Annotated in this window: 17 protein-coding genes; 4 read left to right on the forward strand and 13 right to left on the reverse strand. The window is 58.8% G+C overall.

Features of this window, described 5'->3' with window-relative positions; all coding sequences use genetic code 11:
* Nucleotides 1-2 precede the first annotated feature (2 nt).
* The 3 genes from K6118_RS12760 to K6118_RS12770 are packed head-to-tail and all read left to right on the forward strand — an operon-like array spanning nt 3 to nt 3,183.
* Nucleotides 3-437 (forward strand): acyl-CoA thioesterase, encoded by a 435-nt coding sequence (locus tag K6118_RS12760; RefSeq protein ID WP_247120752.1) that lies wholly within the window; start codon nt 3-5, stop codon nt 435-437.
* Nucleotides 434-844, forward strand: a complete 411-nt coding sequence (locus tag K6118_RS12765) for a RidA family protein (protein ID WP_247120753.1) — start codon at nt 434-436, stop codon at nt 842-844. The genes K6118_RS12760 and K6118_RS12765 overlap by 4 nt, the downstream gene beginning before the upstream one ends.
* Complete coding sequence (locus K6118_RS12770) at nt 841-3,183, forward strand: oxidoreductase (protein WP_247120754.1); 2,343 nt, start codon at nt 841-843, stop codon at nt 3,181-3,183. Before K6118_RS12765 ends, K6118_RS12770 begins: the two co-directional genes overlap by 4 nt.
* 53 nt (nt 3,184-3,236) lie before the next feature.
* Here K6118_RS12770 and K6118_RS12775 read toward each other — a convergent pair whose 3' ends face one another.
* The 6 genes from K6118_RS12775 to K6118_RS12800 all read right to left on the reverse strand — a co-directional run bounded on the left by K6118_RS12775 (nt 3,237) and on the right by K6118_RS12800 (nt 9,105).
* Nucleotides 3,237-4,208: an NAD-dependent epimerase/dehydratase family protein gene (locus K6118_RS12775; RefSeq protein ID WP_247120755.1), complete on the reverse strand. Its 972-nt coding sequence runs from the start codon at nt 4,206-4,208 to the stop codon at nt 3,237-3,239.
* Complete coding sequence (locus K6118_RS12780; RefSeq protein ID WP_247120756.1) at nt 4,209-5,594, reverse strand: nucleotide sugar dehydrogenase; 1,386 nt, start codon at nt 5,592-5,594, stop codon at nt 4,209-4,211.
* A 123-nt stretch (nt 5,595-5,717) separates the two neighbouring features.
* A complete protein-coding gene (locus K6118_RS12785) occupies nt 5,718-6,434 on the reverse strand; it encodes a sugar phosphate nucleotidyltransferase (RefSeq protein WP_247120757.1) in 717 nt (238 codons plus the stop codon).
* Nucleotides 6,431-7,222 carry an NAD-dependent epimerase/dehydratase family protein gene (locus tag K6118_RS12790; RefSeq protein ID WP_247120758.1) on the reverse strand — a complete coding sequence of 264 codons (792 nt, stop codon included), beginning with the start codon at nt 7,220-7,222 and terminating at the stop codon, nt 6,431-6,433. The genes K6118_RS12785 and K6118_RS12790 overlap by 4 nt, the downstream gene beginning before the upstream one ends.
* Nucleotides 7,219-8,169, reverse strand: a complete 951-nt coding sequence (locus tag K6118_RS12795; RefSeq protein WP_247120759.1) for an NAD-dependent epimerase/dehydratase family protein — start codon at nt 8,167-8,169, stop codon at nt 7,219-7,221. Before K6118_RS12795 ends, K6118_RS12790 begins: the two co-directional genes overlap by 4 nt.
* A 3-nt stretch (nt 8,170-8,172) precedes the next feature.
* Nucleotides 8,173-9,105, reverse strand: a complete 933-nt coding sequence (locus tag K6118_RS12800; RefSeq protein ID WP_343269969.1) for an NAD-dependent epimerase/dehydratase family protein — start codon at nt 9,103-9,105, stop codon at nt 8,173-8,175.
* A 246-nt stretch (nt 9,106-9,351) separates the two neighbouring features.
* Between K6118_RS12800 and K6118_RS12805 the strand changes: the two genes are divergently transcribed.
* A complete protein-coding gene (locus tag K6118_RS12805; protein WP_247120761.1) occupies nt 9,352-10,611 on the forward strand; it encodes a WcaI family glycosyltransferase in 1,260 nt (419 codons plus the stop codon).
* A gap of 9 nt (nt 10,612-10,620) precedes the next feature.
* On the opposite strand, the gene K6118_RS12810 is transcribed toward K6118_RS12805, so the two are convergent.
* From K6118_RS12810 to K6118_RS12840, 7 genes are all read right to left on the reverse strand, one after another.
* Nucleotides 10,621-11,412: a class I SAM-dependent methyltransferase gene (locus K6118_RS12810; RefSeq protein ID WP_247120762.1), complete on the reverse strand. Its 792-nt coding sequence runs from the start codon at nt 11,410-11,412 to the stop codon at nt 10,621-10,623.
* Between the two features lie 45 nt (nt 11,413-11,457).
* The gene (locus tag K6118_RS12815; RefSeq protein ID WP_247120763.1) at nt 11,458-12,645 is read right to left on the reverse strand and encodes a glycosyltransferase family protein; all 1,188 of its coding nucleotides are present in this window, start codon (nt 12,643-12,645) and stop codon (nt 11,458-11,460) included.
* Nucleotides 12,646-12,696: 51 nt separating this feature from the next.
* Complete coding sequence (locus K6118_RS12820; protein ID WP_247120764.1) at nt 12,697-13,683, reverse strand: FkbM family methyltransferase; 987 nt, start codon at nt 13,681-13,683, stop codon at nt 12,697-12,699.
* 66 nt (nt 13,684-13,749) lie between these two features.
* A complete protein-coding gene (locus tag K6118_RS12825; RefSeq protein ID WP_247120765.1) occupies nt 13,750-15,123 on the reverse strand; it encodes a lipopolysaccharide biosynthesis protein in 1,374 nt (457 codons plus the stop codon).
* 116 nt (nt 15,124-15,239) lie between these two features.
* Entirely contained in the window at nt 15,240-15,956 is a 717-nt protein-coding gene (locus tag K6118_RS12830) for a class I SAM-dependent methyltransferase (RefSeq protein ID WP_247120766.1), read from the reverse strand.
* Between the two features lie 218 nt (nt 15,957-16,174).
* Nucleotides 16,175-17,236 (reverse strand): glycosyltransferase, encoded by a 1,062-nt coding sequence (locus K6118_RS12835; RefSeq protein ID WP_247120767.1) that lies wholly within the window; start codon nt 17,234-17,236, stop codon nt 16,175-16,177.
* A 172-nt stretch (nt 17,237-17,408) separates the two neighbouring features.
* Entirely contained in the window at nt 17,409-17,870 is a 462-nt protein-coding gene (locus K6118_RS12840; protein WP_247120768.1) for a hypothetical protein, read from the reverse strand.
* Nucleotides 17,871-17,877: the final 7 nt, after the last annotated feature.

Below are 17,877 nucleotides of genomic sequence, written 5' to 3' on the forward strand. Positions count from 1 at the left end.
CGGTGGCGGTGTTTGAAAAACAGGTGCAGATACGTTTCGCGCATGTGGATGCGGCGGGGATCATGTTCTATCCGCGCTATTTCGGTCTGATCAATGATTTGGTTGAGGACTGGTTCGGCGAAGGGCTGGGCTTCGATTTCAAGCATCTGCATATCGATGAAAAACGTGCCGTACCGACCGCCCATATCGAGGCGGACTTTATGCGCCCAAGCCGGATGCATGACCAGCTGACCTTCAGCCTGATGGCGACCCGCATCGGCACTTCCAGCTGCCACCTTTCGGTGATGGCGTGCGCGCAGGCTGAGGAACGGCTCAGGGTCAAGCTCGTCATTGTCCATATGGATATGGCAACCGGCAAGGCCTTGCCCTGGCCTGACGACATACGCGCCGCAATGCGCCCCTGGCTTAATGAACGTGAAGAGGAAGTATGCTCATGACCCCGCTTTTGCCCGAAGGCTGGCCGCGGCCGTCCGGTTATTCAAACGGTGTTGCCGCTGAAGGCCGCATGGTCTTTGTCGCCGGTCAGATCGGCTGGACGCCGGATATGGTGTTCGAGGCCGAGGATTTCCTGGGCCAGCTTCGCCAGACCCTCCTGAACACGCTTGCGGTGCTCGCCGAGGCCGATGCCGGGCCGGAGCATATCGCGCGGATGACTTGGTACGTTACCGACCGCGATGAATATATCGCGAACCTCAAGGGCATGGGGCCGATCTGGCGTGAGCTTATGGGCAAAAATTATCCCGCCATGGCGTGCGTGGAAGTGTCCCGCCTCGTGGAGGAGAAGGCCCGGGTGGAGATTGAAACCACGGCTGTGGTGCCGGTGGGTAAGGGAGACAGGCCATGAAGATCAGCGTTGTCGGCGGGGGGCCTGGTGGCCTCTATTTCGCGCTTCTGACCAAGAAGGCCCGGCCTGATTTCGAGATCGAGGTCATTGAGCAAAACGGCGAGGGCGACACGTTCGGCTTCGGCGTGGTCTTCTCCGACGAGACGCTGGATGAGTTTTTCGCCGCCGACCCTGAAAGCTATGACCTGATCCGTGACAGCTTCGCCTACTGGCAGGACATTGTGGTCGAAAAGGATGGCGCGCGCACGGTCATCGGCGGGAATGGCTTCGCCGGCTGTTCACGCTTCACGCTTCTGGAAATCCTGACCAAACGCTGCCGGGAGGTTGGCGTAAAGCTCACCTTCGGCAAGCGGCTCGATATCGACCGGCTCGAAGAAGAGCTGGCGGGTAGCGACCTGATCATCGCCGCCGATGGGATTGGCAGCGCGATCCGCGAACGCTTCGCCGAGGGCTTTGGCCGTGAGCTTGAAATGCGCAAGAACCATTTCACCTGGCTGGGCTCGACCAAGCCCTTAGATGCCTTCACCTTCTTCTTCAAGGAAACGCCGGAAGGCCATTTCTGCGCTCACACCTATGAGTATGAAGCCGGACGTTCGACCTGGGTGATCGAATGCACGCCGGAAGCGTTTGAAGCCTGTGGCTTCGCCGACATGAGCGAGGACGAAACCGCGCGTGCTCTTGAGCGCGTGTTCGCCGACGAGCTGGACGGCCACGGTCTTATCACCAACCGTTCGATCTGGCGCCAGTTCCCGCGCGTGCGCTGCGCCACCTGGTCGGTTGGTAATATCGCGATCTTGGGGGATGCCAAGGCCTCGGCGCACTGGTCGATCGGCTCCGGCACCAAGCTTGCGATGGAATGCGCGATCGGGCTCAGCGAAGCCGTGGTCGAGAATGCGGGCGATGTGCCTGCCGCCATGGCGGCCTATGAGGACAAGCGCCGCACGCCTGTGGAGATCATTCAGCACGCCGCGGATGTTTCCTTGCGCTGGTTTGAGGATATGGCGCGCCACTGGGACAAGCGCCGCTATGAATTCGCTTTCGCGCTGATGTCGCGCTCGAAAAGCATCACCTGGGACAATGTCGGGCTGCGGGACGCGGCCTTTCTCAAGAAGGTGGAGGATGAATATTATGCGTCCCTGCCCCCCTACGCCCAACCGCCCGAGGGCAAGCACCCAACCCCGATGTTCACGCCCTTCAAGCTGAGGGGCATGACGCTTTCGAACCGGGTGGTCGTTGCCCCGATGGCGCAATATTCGGCTGATAAGGGCGTGCCGACAGACTGGCATTTCATGCACCTGGGCGCGCGCGGGGTTGGCGGCGCGGGGCTTTTGTTCACCGAGATGACCTGTCCGTCGCCGGACGCGCGCATCACCGACTATTGCCCCGGCCTCTGGAATGACGCGCAGGAGAAAGCCTGGGCCCATATCGTCGATTTCATCCATGAAAATGGCGATACCAAAGTCTGTATGCAGATCGGCCACGCGGGCCGCAAGGGCTCGACCAAGCACCCGAAGGAAGGCGCAGACTTGCCGAAGGACGAGGGCAACTGGCCGCTCGTCTCCGCCTCCGCCATTCCCTATAAGGAGGGTGTGAACGCCGTTCCTGCCGAGCTGGACCGCGCGGGCATGGACCGTATCCGTGAAGAGTTCGTCGAGACAACTTTGCGCGCGGACCGCGCTGGGGTCGATATGATCGAGCTTCACTGCGCCCACGGTTACCTGATGGCGAGCTTCCTATCGCCGCTCACCAACACCCGCACGGATGGCTATGGCGGCTCGACCGAGAACCGGGTCAAATATCCGCTGGAGGTCTTCAAGGCCATGCGGGAAGCCTGGCCCGCACATAAGCCGATGTCGGTCAGGATTTCAGCATGGGACTGGGCTCCCGGTGGAATTGGCTGGCACGACTTGGATGTAATTGCCGCAGCTTTCAAGGAAGCAGGCGTCGACCTGATCAACGTTTCGACCGGCCAGACGGTGCCGCAGCAGAAGCCTGTTTACGGCCGTATGTATCAGGTGCCGTTTGCGGACTATATCCGTCATGTCTCTGGTCTGCCGGTGATGACCGTGGGCGCGATCACTGAGCCCGCGCAGATCAACACCATCATTGCAGCAGGGCGGGCAGACCTCGTCGCCCTCGCTCGTCCGCACCTCAATGAACCGGCCTTCACCCGCCGCGCCGCCGCGCATTATGGCGTCACTGACCCGCACTGGCCTGTCCAATACAAGACCGGTGAGTACCAACAGCTCCGGGAAGCCGAAAAGGAAAATGAAAAAGCGCTGGAGACCGCCCGCAAGCTCCGCCCCACCCGCCGCCACTATAAGCGTGCGGCAAGCTGATCTATTGTATTTGGAATTAGGGTGCCCAAACTTTCATTCGCAGAGTTAACCTGTTAATGTTGGTCGCTGAGATAATAATCTATTGTTGCTTGAAGTCCCCGTTCTAGCGACCAATTTTCTTTGAAATTGGTAAGTGATTTGAGTTTGCGGATGTCGGGGCAGCGCCGTCGGACAGAGCCTGCAGGTGACGGGAAGCAGGTGATCTCGCCCTCAAAACCGCAGGTTTCCATGATGATCTTGCCAAGCTCAAGCATGGTGATTTCGCGCGTGCCGCCTAGGTTGATCGTCTGGTTCACGCAGGCTTCGCTCTCTCCCATGGCAATGGTGGCCGCGATGGCATCGTCGACATAAATGAAAGAGCGGGTGTCTTCCCAGCCGTACAATTCGAACCGGCCTTCGCGCGCCCGCATCAGGAAATCGGGAATCACATGCTTGTCGCCCATCCGGGGGCCATAGGCATTGTGGAACCGGGCGATCGTATGCGGCATCTTGTATTCATTGCTGGCATGGATGACCGCGATTTCGCCGTGCACCTTGGAGGCGCCGTAGGACCAGCGCGCATTGTAGGTATCGTCGAAGCTGACAGGCACATTTTCCGCGGTCGGCACTTCCCAGCCGAAGGTCTGGACCGTGCTGGCATAAGCCTCTGAGGTGCCTGCGTAAACGAAGCGGCGCAAGCGGCCGAGCGGGCCATATTTCGCGAGCAGGTGCATGGTCGGCAACGTGCAGCAGCGCACCACCTCGAACGGACAATTGTAGAAATTCTGCGTCCCGTTGAGGGCCGCCATATGGTAGACGACATCCACGTCATCCGGCAGTTTGGCAACGGCCGCCGGGTCGGTCAGGTCAAGCGAAAGGCCCGTGACATTGTCCCGGTCGAGCAGTGCCTGATAGAGCGCGTCATCCTCGCCGCGGATGAAATTGTCGGCGCAGATGACCCGGTTGGCCGGGTTGCCGGCCAGCGCGACGGCCAGATGGTATCCAAGGAAGCCCGCGCTTCCGGTTACGAGGATGGTTTCGCTCATTTACACAGCCTGTTTGTCGTTGTCATGGCCCGTCGGCCAGCTATTCAGGTTCACCAGATTGCCCAGCCCGCAATAGGCCACGCCCGATGGCAGATCCAGGTCCTCGCCGTGCAGCTGGTTCCAGTAGTCATAGATGATGCCGGGCTGCTGCATGGTTGTGGCAAGGCGCGCAAGCGGCATGCGCGAAAAGGCGTTGTGGTTGTTTTGGATGACCGCGATCGAGGCGCCGCGCATGGCATCCTCTAGCGTCGGGCAGGGCTCGACACCGAAGTCGGCCGCCTTGTCCATGGCGACAACAGGGTCGAACGCCTTCAGCTTCGCCCCCGGGAAATGGGTGCGCAGGCTTTTGATGATCGGGCCCGCCATCGTACCCCTCAGGTCGTCGGTTTCCGGGCGGCCCTTGAAGGCCAGCCCCAGGATAGTGATGGTGCCGGGGGCATTGTCGGCGCCGACCTTGTCTTTCCAGAGACCAGCAATCTGCGCGATCGTGCGGTCTGGCAGGGTTTCGTTCCAGACGCGGGCCGCAAGGCTCAGTTCCGGGGTGAAGCCATAGGGTTCGATGCCTTCGGCCAGAATATGGGGGTCTTTCTCAAGGCATGGCCCGCCCACGGGGCCCGGCAGTGGCAGGTTTGACCGCTCATAGCCAAGGTTGCCGGCGGCGATAACCTCGGACGCCGACACGCCGACCGCATCGCACATGCTCGCCACTTCGTTCGCGAAGGCAAAGATATAGTCGCGCTGGGTATTGTTGATCAGCTTGATCATCTCCGCCGTCTCAAGGTCGTTCACCCGGATAACGGACGGCGTGAGGAAGGTATAAAGCTGTGAGGCCCTGAGCGCCGAACGGTGGTTGATGCCGCCGATGATCTGTGGCAACGTGCGCAATTCCGCAAGTGCTCGGCCCTCAAGCGTGCGTTCAGGGCAGAAGGTCAGGTCGTAGGTGGCGCCGCTCTTGTCCAAGATTGGTTTGACGATATTGCGGGTCGTGCCTACGCGGACCGTGGAGCGCAGCATGACCAGATCGCCGTCCTTCAAGACTTTCGATAGGTCATTGGCGACCTGTTCGATGGCGGCGTAGTCGGTTTTCTTGCCGTGGCCGAGCGGGGTGCCGACCGTGACGATATAGGTTGTCGTAGGCATGCCCGGCTCAAGCTTGTCGGAAACGACGATCTGCCTGGCCTGTACTTGACGCGCTAACTTTTCATCAAGGCCCACTTCGGTGAAATGCGCTCGGCCCGCACGGACACATTTCAGTGTGTCCGGGTTGCGCTCGATACCGTGTACCCGGAAGCCCGCGTTCGCCATGGCAACGCTGAGGGTCAGGCCGACATACCCAAGTCCGATGATGCAAACACTTCCATCAGGAAAATTCGAAGGCAGTGCCATGTTTTCCAAACCCCTAAATCTACAAACCCAAAAGTACCAACTTCAAAAATCGTGCGACCAAAAGTCTAACCGCATTGTCCCAGGTATTTCCACGCTATTTGCCAGAATTTTGCGATCCAACTGTCAGTTTGAGGCGCCGTAGACCGCCCGCACGAAGGTGTCAGCCTGCCTGAACGTGTCCGGCGTGCCGATGTCGATGAACTGCTGGGCGGTCATCACGATGCCGATCCTGCGCCCATCAGACAGCCACGTCGGGAAAAAATCGGTTTCCATGCTGTAGCTTTCGCCCGGCGTGAAGCCGTCGAACATATGCTTGCGCAAAAGGTACGTGCCGGCATTGACGACGCCCTTGCCTGGTGTCTTTTCGCGAAAGCCGGTCAGGATATTGTCGTCACCATAGGCAAGGCTGCCGTATCGGCTTGCGTCCTCGACCACCACGCCGACCATGACACCGTCAAGCGTGGCATCGCGTTCGAGCCAGCCATAGGCGGCCTCAAGCGACAGGTCGGTCAGGCTGTCGCCATTGACGATCAGATAGTGATCGTCCTCAACCGCGTCGGCGCACAGAAGCGCGCCACCCCCGGTGCCCAGGGGGCTGGTCTCGACCACGGTTTTCAAGGTGCAGCCCGGAAGCCTTGACTGCTCGGCGTCGACCCAAGCCTCGATTTCATGGGCCTTGAAGCCCGCGGAATAGACGATCGATGTTTCGCCCTGCGCCATCACCCATTTGGTGATCCAGTGCAGGAACGGCTCGCCGCAAACAGGGACCAGCGGTTTCGGCACATTGACCAGATGGGCGATGCGCGTGCCCTTGCCGCCCGCAAGAACGATGGCCGTCATGCCGGCTGTCCCCCGGTGGCTTTCCAGGTGGCGACAAAGTCGGCGACCTCGCTTGCGCTGTCGGGGACGCTGAGGCCGGTCAGGCGTTGAAGCTTATCGGTGCTCAGTTCATTGAACACCGTGGGGGCGTCGGCCTTGAATTCGGAGTTTGAACCGATGTGCCGGTGCAATTGGCCAAGGTTCACCGTACCGCGGCCGCCGACATTGACCACTTCGCCCGTGATGCCCTTGCCGATCAGCGCCCAGACCTGCGCGGCGACACGGTCGGTCGAGCAATATTGAAGCTCGGACGCGGGCGACAGCCACACGGGGCCACCCGTGAGCATGTCGAAGGTCGGGTTCTTCTTGAGGTTGGGCCCAACCATGCCGCCCATGCGGATGACAAGCGGGGCGTCGTGCGCGCCCATCACCAGCTGTTCGGCCATATATTTATGCAGGCCGTAACGGCTGGTGGTCTTCACATCGATCACCTGGCCTTCGTCTGTTGTGTCGGCCGTAATGGGGGCGGGATACACGTCCCCGGATGACAGGAAGACATATTTGTCGGCCTTGAAGGCCTCAAGGCTGTCGGCGACGCTGCGCACCGACATGTCGAAGTCGGCCAAGGGGTCCTGCACGCTGATATATTTGCGCGAATTGCCGTTCGCGTTGATGACCAGGTCGCACGATGTGCCGCGGAAGCTGTCATAGGTCGCGCGGTCGATAATCCGGTAGTCGAGCGCAAGGCTGTCGAACAGTCGCGCGAAGGCGCTGCCGACAAAGCCATTGCCGCCGATCACATAGATCATAGCCTGATCCCGTCACCCTTGGTGGCATAGTTGGCTGAGAGCCATTTGATGGTCTTCCTCAGGCCTTCCTCAAGGCTGGTCGGGCAGCTGAGGCCAAGGCCGGCCATCTTCTCGGTCGCGAAGATCTTGATCATCTGGCCGTCGGGCTTGTCGGTGTCCCACTTGATGTTGCCTTCAAAGCCGGTCAGCTTGGCGATGGTTTCCGCCAGTTCCCTGATCGGTGTCGAAGACCCGCTCGAGATATTCACGGGGCCAACCTCGTCATAGCTCTCGATGAAGAAGGGGATGGTCTTGGCCACATCGCCCGCGTAGACGAAATCGCGCTGCGGCGCGCCCGTGCCCCACATTGTCACCTCGGTTACGCCATTCAGCTGCGCCTCATAATAGCGGCGCACCATGGCGGGAACCACGTGGCTGTCGCGCTCGATGAAATTGTCATATTCGCCGTACATGTTGCCGGGAATGATGACGGTTGCGTTCAGGCCGTACTGGTCTTTGTAGGACCGGGCGGCGACAACGCCCATCATCTTGGCGGTCGAATAACCGGCGCTTTCCTTCTGCGGATAGCCGCAAAACAGCTGCGTCTCGTCGATCGGGCTCTTGGCCGTGGCGGGATAGGAACAGCCGCCCATCGGGTAGACAAGCTTGCTCACCCCGTGCCGTGCCGCCGCGTCGAAGGTCAGCGCCGTCAGAAGCGTATTCCGGTAATAGAAATCCGCCGGGAAGGCCCGGTTGGCGCCGATGCCGCCCGAATAGGCGGCATAGTGCACCACGACATCGGGCTTGATGTCGGTGAACATCTGGTCCACCGCCTTCGGGTCCATCAGGTCATAATTGGACGAATCGACGCAGACGACGTTTTCGGCACCGTAGCGGTCCTTGAGGACGGGGGCGGTATGCCGGCCCAGGAAGCCGGTCGCGCCGGTAAGGAGGATCTTCTTGGCCATGGTCTAGACGTTCGTGTAGCGGTTGTTCGAGATCATCCGGTAGCCCTTGACGAGCTCCTGGATGCCGAAATCAAGCGAGTACTGCGGCTTGAAGCCCGTCTTTTCGATCTTCTCATTGGAGACGATATAATCGCGCTTGTCGGGGTCTTCGCCGTCCAGGCTTTCGACAAATTCGAATTCAGGCACATGCTGCTTGATCTTCTGGCACAGCTCGAGCTTGGAGAGGTTGGCGTCCGAAAGGCCGACATTGTAGGGCTCGTTCTTCATGGTCTCGAAATTTTCGATCCCGTGCAGGAAAGCGCGGACAACGTCGCGGATATGGATGTAGTTCCGCTTGAAGTGCGGCTCGAAGATCGACAGGAAACGGTCCTTGACCGCGCGGTAGGTGAAATCGTTCACTAGAAGGTCGATCCGCATGCGCGGTGCCATGCCGAATACCGTCGCCAGGCGGAAGGTGATGCAGTTGCCGGCGTCCAGCGTCGCGGCTTCGGCTTCCACTTTGGTGCGGCCATAAAGCGAAACCGGGCGCAGGGGCGATTCTTCGGTACAGAACTTGCCGCTTTCGCCGATCCCGTAGCCTGAGTTGGTCACCGGCATCATGATGCGCTGGTCTTTGCTGCGCAGCTTGAGGATCGACAGCACCGCGTCGCGGTTCAGCGTTTCGCAGCCCACCGTGTCGCGGGCGCACATCGGCGCGCCCACAAGGGCGGCAAGCGGGATGACGATGTCGGCTTTGGGGACATACTTTTCAAGGATACGTACGTCACGCGCGTCGCCGTTGACGACATCGAATTTCTCATAGGCGCAGCAGGCAGCAAGGCTGTTCTGGCCGAACAGGAAATTGTCGATGACCGTGACATGGTGTCCCCTTGCCAGCAGTTCGGGGACAAGCACGGAACCGATATAACCGGCGCCACCAGTGACCAATACTTTCAGGCTCAAGATAATCTCCTATTTATTCTTGGCTTGCCGGCCCTGTGTCGGGAGGTGAAGCCGGCGTCATTTCTATAGTCGGCGATGGTATCACATTCAGGCCACCGGGTAGGGGCTTCGATCAGCGCTTCACATCGACAATGTAATTAGTATATCTAGTTAGAAACGTCGTTGTTGCTTGCCCTTTCGCAGACACATGATTTCTTGTAAAAATTTCAAAAATTTAAATACAGGCACCAGTTTAGTACCATGACAGATATACCAAAAAAAGTGCTAATTTACGGCACTAACTATGCCCCTGAACCCATCGGCATCCCGCGCTATACAACGGAAATGGCAGAGGATATCGCTGCTGGCGGCGCCGACGTGACCGTGATCGCGGCAGCCCCCCTCTATCCTGACTGGAAGAAGAGGGATGGCTACCGCTACGGCTTCTATTCGTGCGAAACGCTGAACGGCGTCAGGGTCATCCGCGTGCCGACCTATGCCCCGGCCGATACCGGCTTCAAGCACCGCATTCTTTATGAACTTGTTTTCTTTATCTTTTCCCTGCCGCTTCTCATCTGGTTCCTGTTTTCGCGTTGGCAGGCGGTGATCATCACCCTGCCGCCGCTTATTCTGGGGATGGCGACGCTTCTGCCGTGGCGCAAGGCCAGGAAGGTGCTGATCGTCAAGGACCTGCAGCTCGATATCGGGCAGAATATGGGCGCAATCCGCAACAAGACAGTGATCGGCTTTCTGGCGTGGATGGAGCGGCTGTTTTTCCGCCGCGCAGATCTCGTGACCGCGGTGAGCCGCAAGATGCTGGACCGCCTGGTCGAGAAAGGCGCAGCGCCCTCGAAAGCGCGGCTCTTCCCCGACTGGGTGGATATGGCGCATCTGTCGCCGGCCTCGGATGCCGACTGCCTGGCCATGCGTGGGCGACTGGGCCTGCCCGAAGGCAAGACCATTGTCGGCTATTCCGGCAACCTGGCGCGCAAACAGGGGATCGAGCTGGTCCTTGATGTCGCGAAGGATTTTCAGGACAGCGGCCGGACGGATGTGCATTTCATTATCTGCGGCGGCGGACCCGCCAAGGACCAGCTGAGGCAGGACTGCGAGGCAATGGCGCTTGCAAATGTCACGCTTGGCGATTTGCAGCCCGAGGCGCTTCTGCCCACGTTGATTACCACCATGGACGTGCACCTGATCCCGCAGCGCAATGAGGTCAGCGACCTTGTCATGCCGGGCAAGATGTTCAACATCATGTCATGCCAGCGCCCCCTAGTGGTGACAGCGCCCGCCGGCAGTTCAATTGCCGAGGTGATGGAAACCTCAGCCGCCGGCTATGCCATCCCGCGGGAGCAGATCGGCGATATCATCGCCGCGGTGAAAGCGCTCTGCGACGATTCGCAAACCCGTGAAAAGATGGGCGTCGCGGGCAGGGCCTATATCGAGACCGAGATGAAAAAGCGGCCCGTGCTCAACACCTTTTACAAGGATGCGGGGCTGGACAATCTGGTTCGCTAGGCCGCGCGCCTAGCTCTGCTTCGTGTTGAAACGTGTGGCAAAATAGGCCGGGTCGGCATCGATGGTGCCGTCCATCTCCTTCAGCCACGGCTGGAGGGCAAGACCTTCTTTCCTGACCCAGAAACCGAAGCGGTTGGCCTGTTTGGGGAACAGCTTCAGGAAACAGTAAATGGCCGGCATCGCCACCATATACAGAAGTTTCTTCAAGGGGTTACGCGCCATTTTGATGCGGCCGGTGGGCAAGGTGGTGTTATAGAAATACTTGATGTCATGCACCCATTCGGGGTGCGCCGTGTTCATGGTCTTGACCAGGTCGCGCTCGGTCCAGCGGTAGACGAAATTCGGGATGCTACTGTAGGAGACGCCGCCATAGCGCAACCCGTTGTCGGCGACGGCTTCAAGCTCATAGTCGGCCACATAGCCAATGGCACAGCCCGCGCGGATGAGCGCGCTGTCGCGGCTTTCCATGATGACAATGCCCTTGCGTGCCACGCGGTACATCTCAAGGAGCGACCGGTGCGGCGACCGGCAGTGGTGCAGGCCCTCATGGACCGCGACGACATCGAATTCACCGTCATCAAACGACAGGTTTTCGGCGTCTTCCCTGGCCCAGCGGTAAGGGGCTTCGACCCGGTCGGCGAAGCTTGTGTCCAGGCTCGAAAGCGTCACGTTGGTGAAGCCCAGCGCCTTGAGTTCGCGGTAGTCCAGTTCGCCGCCGCACACGACCAGAAGGCTGTCGGACCTGTCGATCCGGCCCTCTTTGAGCAGCCTGCCAAAGACCATTTGGTAAAATGAAGTCACGTGCTGTTTTCTCCGGCACCCGCCAAGCGGCAGGCTATAAACAAATCAGGAATCCAGGATACTGCAAAACCGCTTTTGAAACTCACTGCGGGAATGGGGCCAATTCTGAAGGTCGGGGCCTGCCTTTGACAAGCCCTTTCCGGCATTTTCCAGGATGCGGACGACGGCCTGGCCGACGGTTCCCTTATTTTCGTCGACGATCTCGCCGAACCTGGTGTCTGTCACCACCTCGGCCAGCCAGGTGCCTGCGGTCACGATCGGCCGGGTGCTGGAGGCGATGGTATCGATCAAAACCCCCGACGTCTGGTGGCGGTAGCGCGCCCTGTCATACAGCATCAGCGAAAAGTCGGCCGAGGCAAGCTGCGTGTGATAGGCATCGCCCGGCAGCGGAGCGGCAATCAACTGGTCACCGCTGCCCATAAGCGCTGTCACGTCGTCAATCGCTGCTTTCAGCTTCGGGTCGCTGTCGTCCTTGTGACGGAAGGCATTCACGATGAAGCGCACCGGCAAGCCAGCATCCTTGACCGCGCGGATGATGGCAGGCAGGTGCAGGAAGCCTTTTTCGGTCGCCGCGCGGCCGGAATAGAGAACGGTCAGGACGCCGTCATCGGCAGCCGCAGCCTGCCCGGGGGTTGCCTCAAGCGGCGGGTTCGGGATCGGCAGCACATGCACCGGCCGACCGGACAGCGGTTCATATTCCACCCTCAAGCCCTGGCTGTCGGTCACGAAGATGACATTGGCACCCAGAACTTTGGCGAGCCTTCTGAGCGCAAACCCGTAGAGGCGCGCAATGGGCGCGGGGCTTTCCTGCCGGGCGTCGAGCTTCAGGGTCGTGGCCCGAAGCATCACCACCAGCCGGCCCTTCAGGCCGCGCGCGGCGGCGGCAAGAGCCAAAATCTGGTAGGGAAACACCTGCTGGGCGAAGAAGACCGTGTCTTCGTTGTCGGCTTGCGCGAACGCTTTTCTGATCTCCCGTCGCGTGGTGGTCAGGTGTACCCAGAGCTTGAGGAACGGCCTGAGGAGCGAGTTGTCCGAGATCGGGCTTGTCGGGCTATGGCTGAACCAGGGCCTGACCGCCGCAGGGCCGAGCGCGTTGAAACCGCAGGTCCTGTTGGCGAAGACCTCCACGCTCCAGCCGGCGTCAGCGAAGGCGCGCGCGATATTGCTGTCGTACTCATACGAATGCCCCGCCATGTCGCTGAGCCCGAAGTCGAGGAATACCAGCTTTTGCATATCAGTTTCGTTCCACTATCCGCCGGTTGGTTGTCGCGGTCCCGCGCTAGATTATTGCTTGGCGAAAATGCGGTCGATCCGCCCGGTCTCGGCGTGCGGCAATGCGAGGATATTCAGCGCCTCGGGCCCGATCTCGTCCTTCAGGTCGATCGGGTAAAGAAGCCGGTCGTCGTTCGCGATGGCATAAAAGGCCAGCTTGTCGCCGAAGGTTTCCTCAAGCGCGGCGTCGATCAGGTGCCGCTTGCCGCCCGCGCTTTCGGGCAGATATTCGATCTGCATGATCGGCAGGATACCCCGGCCGACAAGCCCGCTCATGCCGCGGATGACCGAGGGCTCGTGGCCCTCTACGTCTATTTTCAGCACGATTTTCTGGTCGGCTGTTAGGTCTTTCAGCAGGTCATCGATGCGCAGGATGTCAACGCTGACGGTTCCCTGTCCCGCCGTCTCGGTTGCTTCGAGCGTGCCCTCAAGGCTGTTGGTGCGGGTCAGCGTCGCGCTGCCCTTGTGGTCGCTTGCACCCGCCTGGATCAGGTTCAACTGGTCGGGGCTGCCGCAGGTCCGGCGCAGGAAGGAGAAATTGTCGGGATCGGGCTCAAGCGCATAATAGGCCTTGCCGCCGGTCATCAGCCCCAGGATGTGGATGACATAAAGCCCCACGTTGGCGCCGACGTCCACAAACACGTCGTCCTTGTCGACCAGCCGGGTCATCAGCATGACCTCAAGCGGTTCGGCCGGCATGAAGCCCGAAAGATAGTGAAACTCGGCGCTGGTCATATCAAGGGCGCATGCTCCCCCGAAGGCCGAACGGAAGGGCACCGAGGTGATGTGCGAAGAAATGAACGGCAGGCGGCCCAGAAGCCGCAATAAGGACCGCCGACCGCGTGGCAGCGGCCAATGCAGATAGGCGCCATAGGCCAGGCGCGACAGAAGGCTGCCGGTGCAGCGCAGGACCATCTGGTCCGGCCCTTTGCGCCACGGTACCCAAGCCCGGGCTTCCTGTTTGTCGATTGGTGCAACCACCGCCATGTCTGCATTCATAGTATCGGTCCGGCTCCGTAAGGATCAAAAAAATCGTAGACTGAAAAAAGGGGCGGTGCGGAAAAATCAGAGATGCAGCCAAGCCCAGGGAACAATGATAGCGGCTGGAATCAATAAGGGTAGCGAATATTTGGCCACCCCAAGAATTGACGCGTTGTGGAACGAATATTTGTAAATCAGGCTTCTTGAGATCAGCCCGAGCACGATCATCACCGCGCGCGCCAGCAATATGCCCGGCATGGCGAACATCAGGCCGAGCACGGCCGTGCATATGGTCGACAGGATCGCGTAGGAAACCGAAAAGACGGTCACGACGCGTATCTTGCCGATAACATTGGCGACGCTTGTTTGGGCGGTGCTGGTTGATTGGAAGGCGAAGAACCACAGGATGATGACAAAGGCGTGGTAGACCTTGGTTGCCGTTTCCGCGTCGATCCAGAGCGAGAGCAGGATGTGCCCGGTAAAGGTCAGCGTCAGGGCGACAAGCCCGCTGACGATGCTCATGCCGAGGATGACCCGCTCGAACACCATGCGGCACCATTCAAAGTCCTTGGCGCGGTTCGCGACCATGGGGGTCACGAAGGCCGCACCCTGAATAACCACGCTCATGACAGCGCCGGCCGCACTGAAGGCGATGTTATAATAGCCGAGGCTGGCAAAACCCAGGGTGCCGACGATGATGAAACGGTCGGCGCTGCTGGATGCGAAACTGAATATGGCCTGCAGCCATACACCGCGGCTGTAGGGCAGGATGCGCCGCCGGAAATAATTGAGGTTGAAGCCCCCGCCCACGGTAACCTGCTGTTGGACCTTGAGGTAGGTCCACATACCGGCGGCCACGATGGCGGTGGCGGCAATTTGCCCGAGGAAGACGAAGACGAGGTTCCTGGTGATGAGCGCGAGCGTGATCGCAAACGACTGGGACAGGACCTGCTGGGTTATTTCCGCGGCGGCGACAGCCCGGTAGCGCATCAGTCCACGCGCGACTTCCACGAACAGGAAATGCTGCATATAGGGAAACACGCCGATGGCGCAGATGGTGGTGAAGGTCGTCAGGTCCAGGCTGCCCACCTTCGGGGTGGGGATGCCCAAAAGCGCCATGACCGGCGCGATCAGCAGGCAAATGGCGGCAAACAGGGTCGAGAGGGCGAGATAGACAAACCAGGCCGAGTTTTTCACTTCCCTGAGCAGCCGCGCCTTCCTGCGGTGTTCAGCCACGAATTTGGCGACGCTCTGGCTCATGCCCATGTCAAGCAGCATGCCCGACGTGATGAGCGTGTTATAAAGCACGAGCGCGCCGTAATTCTCCACGCCCAGCGTTTTCAGAAGAAGCGGCACCAGGGCAAGCTGCAACAGGATGCCCGTCACGCGTCCGGCGGCATTGGCGCTGTAGGCGGAGAACAGCGCGCGTAGTTGGTGTTTTCCAAGTAGCCGGCGCAAATACACGTCCTGAATTACCTTTGGTAGGTTACGTTATTTTCTCGCTATCAGATTGATGACCGGCGAGAGGGGGCTTGCAGACAGTTTTGTTTTGTCGATGAGGGATACATATTGCTTCAATAATTTTCCGAAACGTCCGCCGGGAATATTCGTGGCTGACGTATTCTGAAACATGCCGCCACTGCTGGCCGGCAGAATTTCAACTTCGCTAAAGCCGGAGGGGTATCTTTTAAGTTGCCCCAGGGAGGCAGGAAATTTTTTTTGCTAAAAGGGTTATGGGTGCCGATCCCTTTTTTGATTCCCCAAGTATAGATTTTTTCCGGCAGATAGGTATGGGCTCCGTGATACTGGTCGATACATTTTTGCCTGTGCACCGTAGTCGTGCTGACCATTTTCTGGTTTCCGTCCTTAGTGCCCACATGCTCGAAGACGTGCCACAGAAAGGCTATACCGAACTGCCCGTCGGACAGCGGCAGGTCCGTCAGGTCGGCCATAAAAAGGCGATCGGCGGGAAGGTCAATATCCTTCCAGGCCCCGATGCGTCCCCCTATATTGCATCCATAGGCATCGATACCGGCCTGCAACAGGGCATTCACGCCAAATGCCATGCCGGGCCCCAGGGAAATGACCCTCAGCGCGGCAAGGCTCTGTGCAATTGGCAGCAACAGCTCTCTGACCTTATTCTCCTGTCCTGTCTTCTGGGCTTCGACATGCGTCATCCATTGTGAACGCGAAATATCGCCCCAGAATTTCTGGTCGCTGTTGCCTCTGCTCTCAACGTAACTGTCGTAGCCATTGAAATTTTCACAGGGAGCTATGTCAAGCGCGATCAAAATGATGGTTCTCCAAGGCTGAATTGCACCCGGGCACAGAAATCACAGCCGTTGGTGGGATATCTGGCCATTGCTGGAATGTGTGTAAGAACAAATTTACTAACCGCTTTTCCCCGTCGCGTTAAAGTCGGGTCTTTGTTCGTGAAGGTCAATATAGAATATTTCTGACGGCAGACGCTGCTTCTGGCCCCACTGGCAACAGATATTTGATTTTCCTGCTATTTTGCCTCTGAATTTTCTGAAGGCGTTTGAAACTGGGGCATCGCCTTGACCCGTTCGATGACCGGGCGCACCTGCTCGTCATAAATCCAGGCGTCTGAGCTTTTGAGGCATTCCTCCCGGTATTTTGCATAACTCTCCGGCGCGGTAATTTTGGCGACCGCGTCATTGAGCTCATCCGCATCCAAAGGCTCGATCACCTCGCCGACCCGGTACTCCGCAAGCCATTCCTTGATGGGAGGGTTCGGGCTGCAGACAACCGGGATGCCCATGGCGGCCGCATCGAAGAATTTGCAGGGCGCGCAATATTTCAGGCCGAAGTTCGACCGGTCGGTCGGGTCCCACATCACGACAGAGACATTGGCGCGTTCGAAGGCGCGTTCGAGGTCCTCGCGCGGGGCGAAGCCGTGGCAGGTGACGCCGTCAAGGTGCCGGATGTCCTCGAAGGCGGCCTTGCAGTCGTCATCGGGCAGCCCGAAAATCTCGATCTCATACAGATGGTGATATTTTTTGACGAAGTCTAACAAAAGCGGCGCGAGCGTATATTTCCACAGCCGCCCAGCATAAAGGATCCGCGGACGCTTCCCGAGCGGCCGATCGGCGGCCAGCCTTTTGACATCGGCCCGCATCGGTGCGTTCAGAACCAGTTCTGTGTTCGGCTGGCGATAAAATTTTGAAAGGAAGCGCAGCCTGTGCCGCTCAACTGAGACCAGAAGGGCGCACTTGCGCACGTTGCGCTGCATGAAGCCCCTGAGCCAGCGCTCAAAGAATGGCGTGTTCCTGTCCTGGTGGCCCAACACCTCGATCTCGTAATAGACGATGCGGTCGAAGGGCACGGCGAGGCTCGCGAGGAAAAACGACCATGTGTCGCACGCGAGAACCAGGTCGCCCGGTTTCATGCGCGCCTTCAGGAGGATGGCGCCGAGCATGAAATAGACATAGCGCATGATCCGGCGCAGCAATCGCATGGGCAAGGGCATGTTGGCGCGCCCGTGCGGCAGGAGAAGCCTCTCCATGCCGTTGTCAACAAAGCGGCGGAAACGGTTTGTTTCGACATCCATCTCGATGCTTTTGACTTTCCAGCCGGCCGTCGAAAAACAAAAAGCAAAACTTCGGTGAAGAATTACCCGGTAATCAATCGTCATGAATGAAATTATATGAAGGTTTAGCATAAATCACCGGAAAGTGTCATTTTTTCAATTTCAAATGTAATGGATACGCCCCAAAGAGTATCTAAAGGGGCGATAGGGCTTTGTCGTTCTCTATTAACATTTCATTGTATATATCAGCCGCCGTTTCGCACAAGGCCTTGTCTGAAACCAGGGGCGCGGCGCAACTCTTGTTGATTAATTCCACATTCGTGTCGGCATTTACGTCGAGACGCCGGGCCAGTTTTTGCCAATACCCCTGCTTTCGGTTTGCAGGGGTTCTCGTAGCAGACAAAGACAACCGAATGCCCGAGGGTTTTGGCTTCTTCAAGAACGTGGCGGTATGATGCAACCCAGACCTCAAGCCAGTAGTTGACGCTATTCCTGTCGGTGTAGGAATAGTGATAATTGTCGAATTGGGGCCGTTTATGTCCGCCTCCGAACTCGAAATGGCCCAGCCTAAAAAAGGAATGCCGGTTAACACCAGAAATATAAAGAGTATGAGAATCCAGCGTTCAATTTTCTTAAATAAAAATTTCTGGAGCATCTCGATT

The organism is Kordiimonas marina, assembly GCF_023006325.1.
Lineage (GTDB): Bacteria > Pseudomonadota > Alphaproteobacteria > Sphingomonadales > Kordiimonadaceae > Kordiimonas > Kordiimonas marina.

Coding starts and splice junctions, on each gene's coding strand:
- K6118_RS12770 (WP_247120754.1), top strand. CDS start 841: ATGAAGATCAGCGTTGTCGGCGGGGGGCCTGGTGGCCTCTATTTCGCG.
- K6118_RS12790 (WP_247120758.1), bottom strand. CDS start 7,222: ATGATCTATGTGATCGGCGGCAATGGCTTTGTCGGCAGCGCCTTCGCG.
- K6118_RS12820 (WP_247120764.1), bottom strand. CDS start 13,683: ATGAATGCAGACATGGCGGTGGTTGCACCAATCGACAAACAGGAAGCC.
- K6118_RS12805 (WP_247120761.1), top strand. CDS start 9,352: ATGACAGATATACCAAAAAAAGTGCTAATTTACGGCACTAACTATGCC.
- K6118_RS12795 (WP_247120759.1), bottom strand. CDS start 8,169: ATGGCCAAGAAGATCCTCCTTACCGGCGCGACCGGCTTCCTGGGCCGG.
- K6118_RS12785 (WP_247120757.1), bottom strand. CDS start 6,434: ATGACGGCCATCGTTCTTGCGGGCGGCAAGGGCACGCGCATCGCCCAT.
- K6118_RS12840 (WP_247120768.1), bottom strand. CDS start 17,870: ATGCTCCAGAAATTTTTATTTAAGAAAATTGAACGCTGGATTCTCATA.
- K6118_RS12780 (WP_247120756.1), bottom strand. CDS start 5,594: ATGGCACTGCCTTCGAATTTTCCTGATGGAAGTGTTTGCATCATCGGA.
- K6118_RS12835 (WP_247120767.1), bottom strand. CDS start 17,236: ATGGATGTCGAAACAAACCGTTTCCGCCGCTTTGTTGACAACGGCATG.
- K6118_RS12815 (WP_247120763.1), bottom strand. CDS start 12,645: ATGCAAAAGCTGGTATTCCTCGACTTCGGGCTCAGCGACATGGCGGGG.
- K6118_RS12765 (WP_247120753.1), top strand. CDS start 434: ATGACCCCGCTTTTGCCCGAAGGCTGGCCGCGGCCGTCCGGTTATTCA.
- K6118_RS12775 (WP_247120755.1), bottom strand. CDS start 4,208: ATGAGCGAAACCATCCTCGTAACCGGAAGCGCGGGCTTCCTTGGATAC.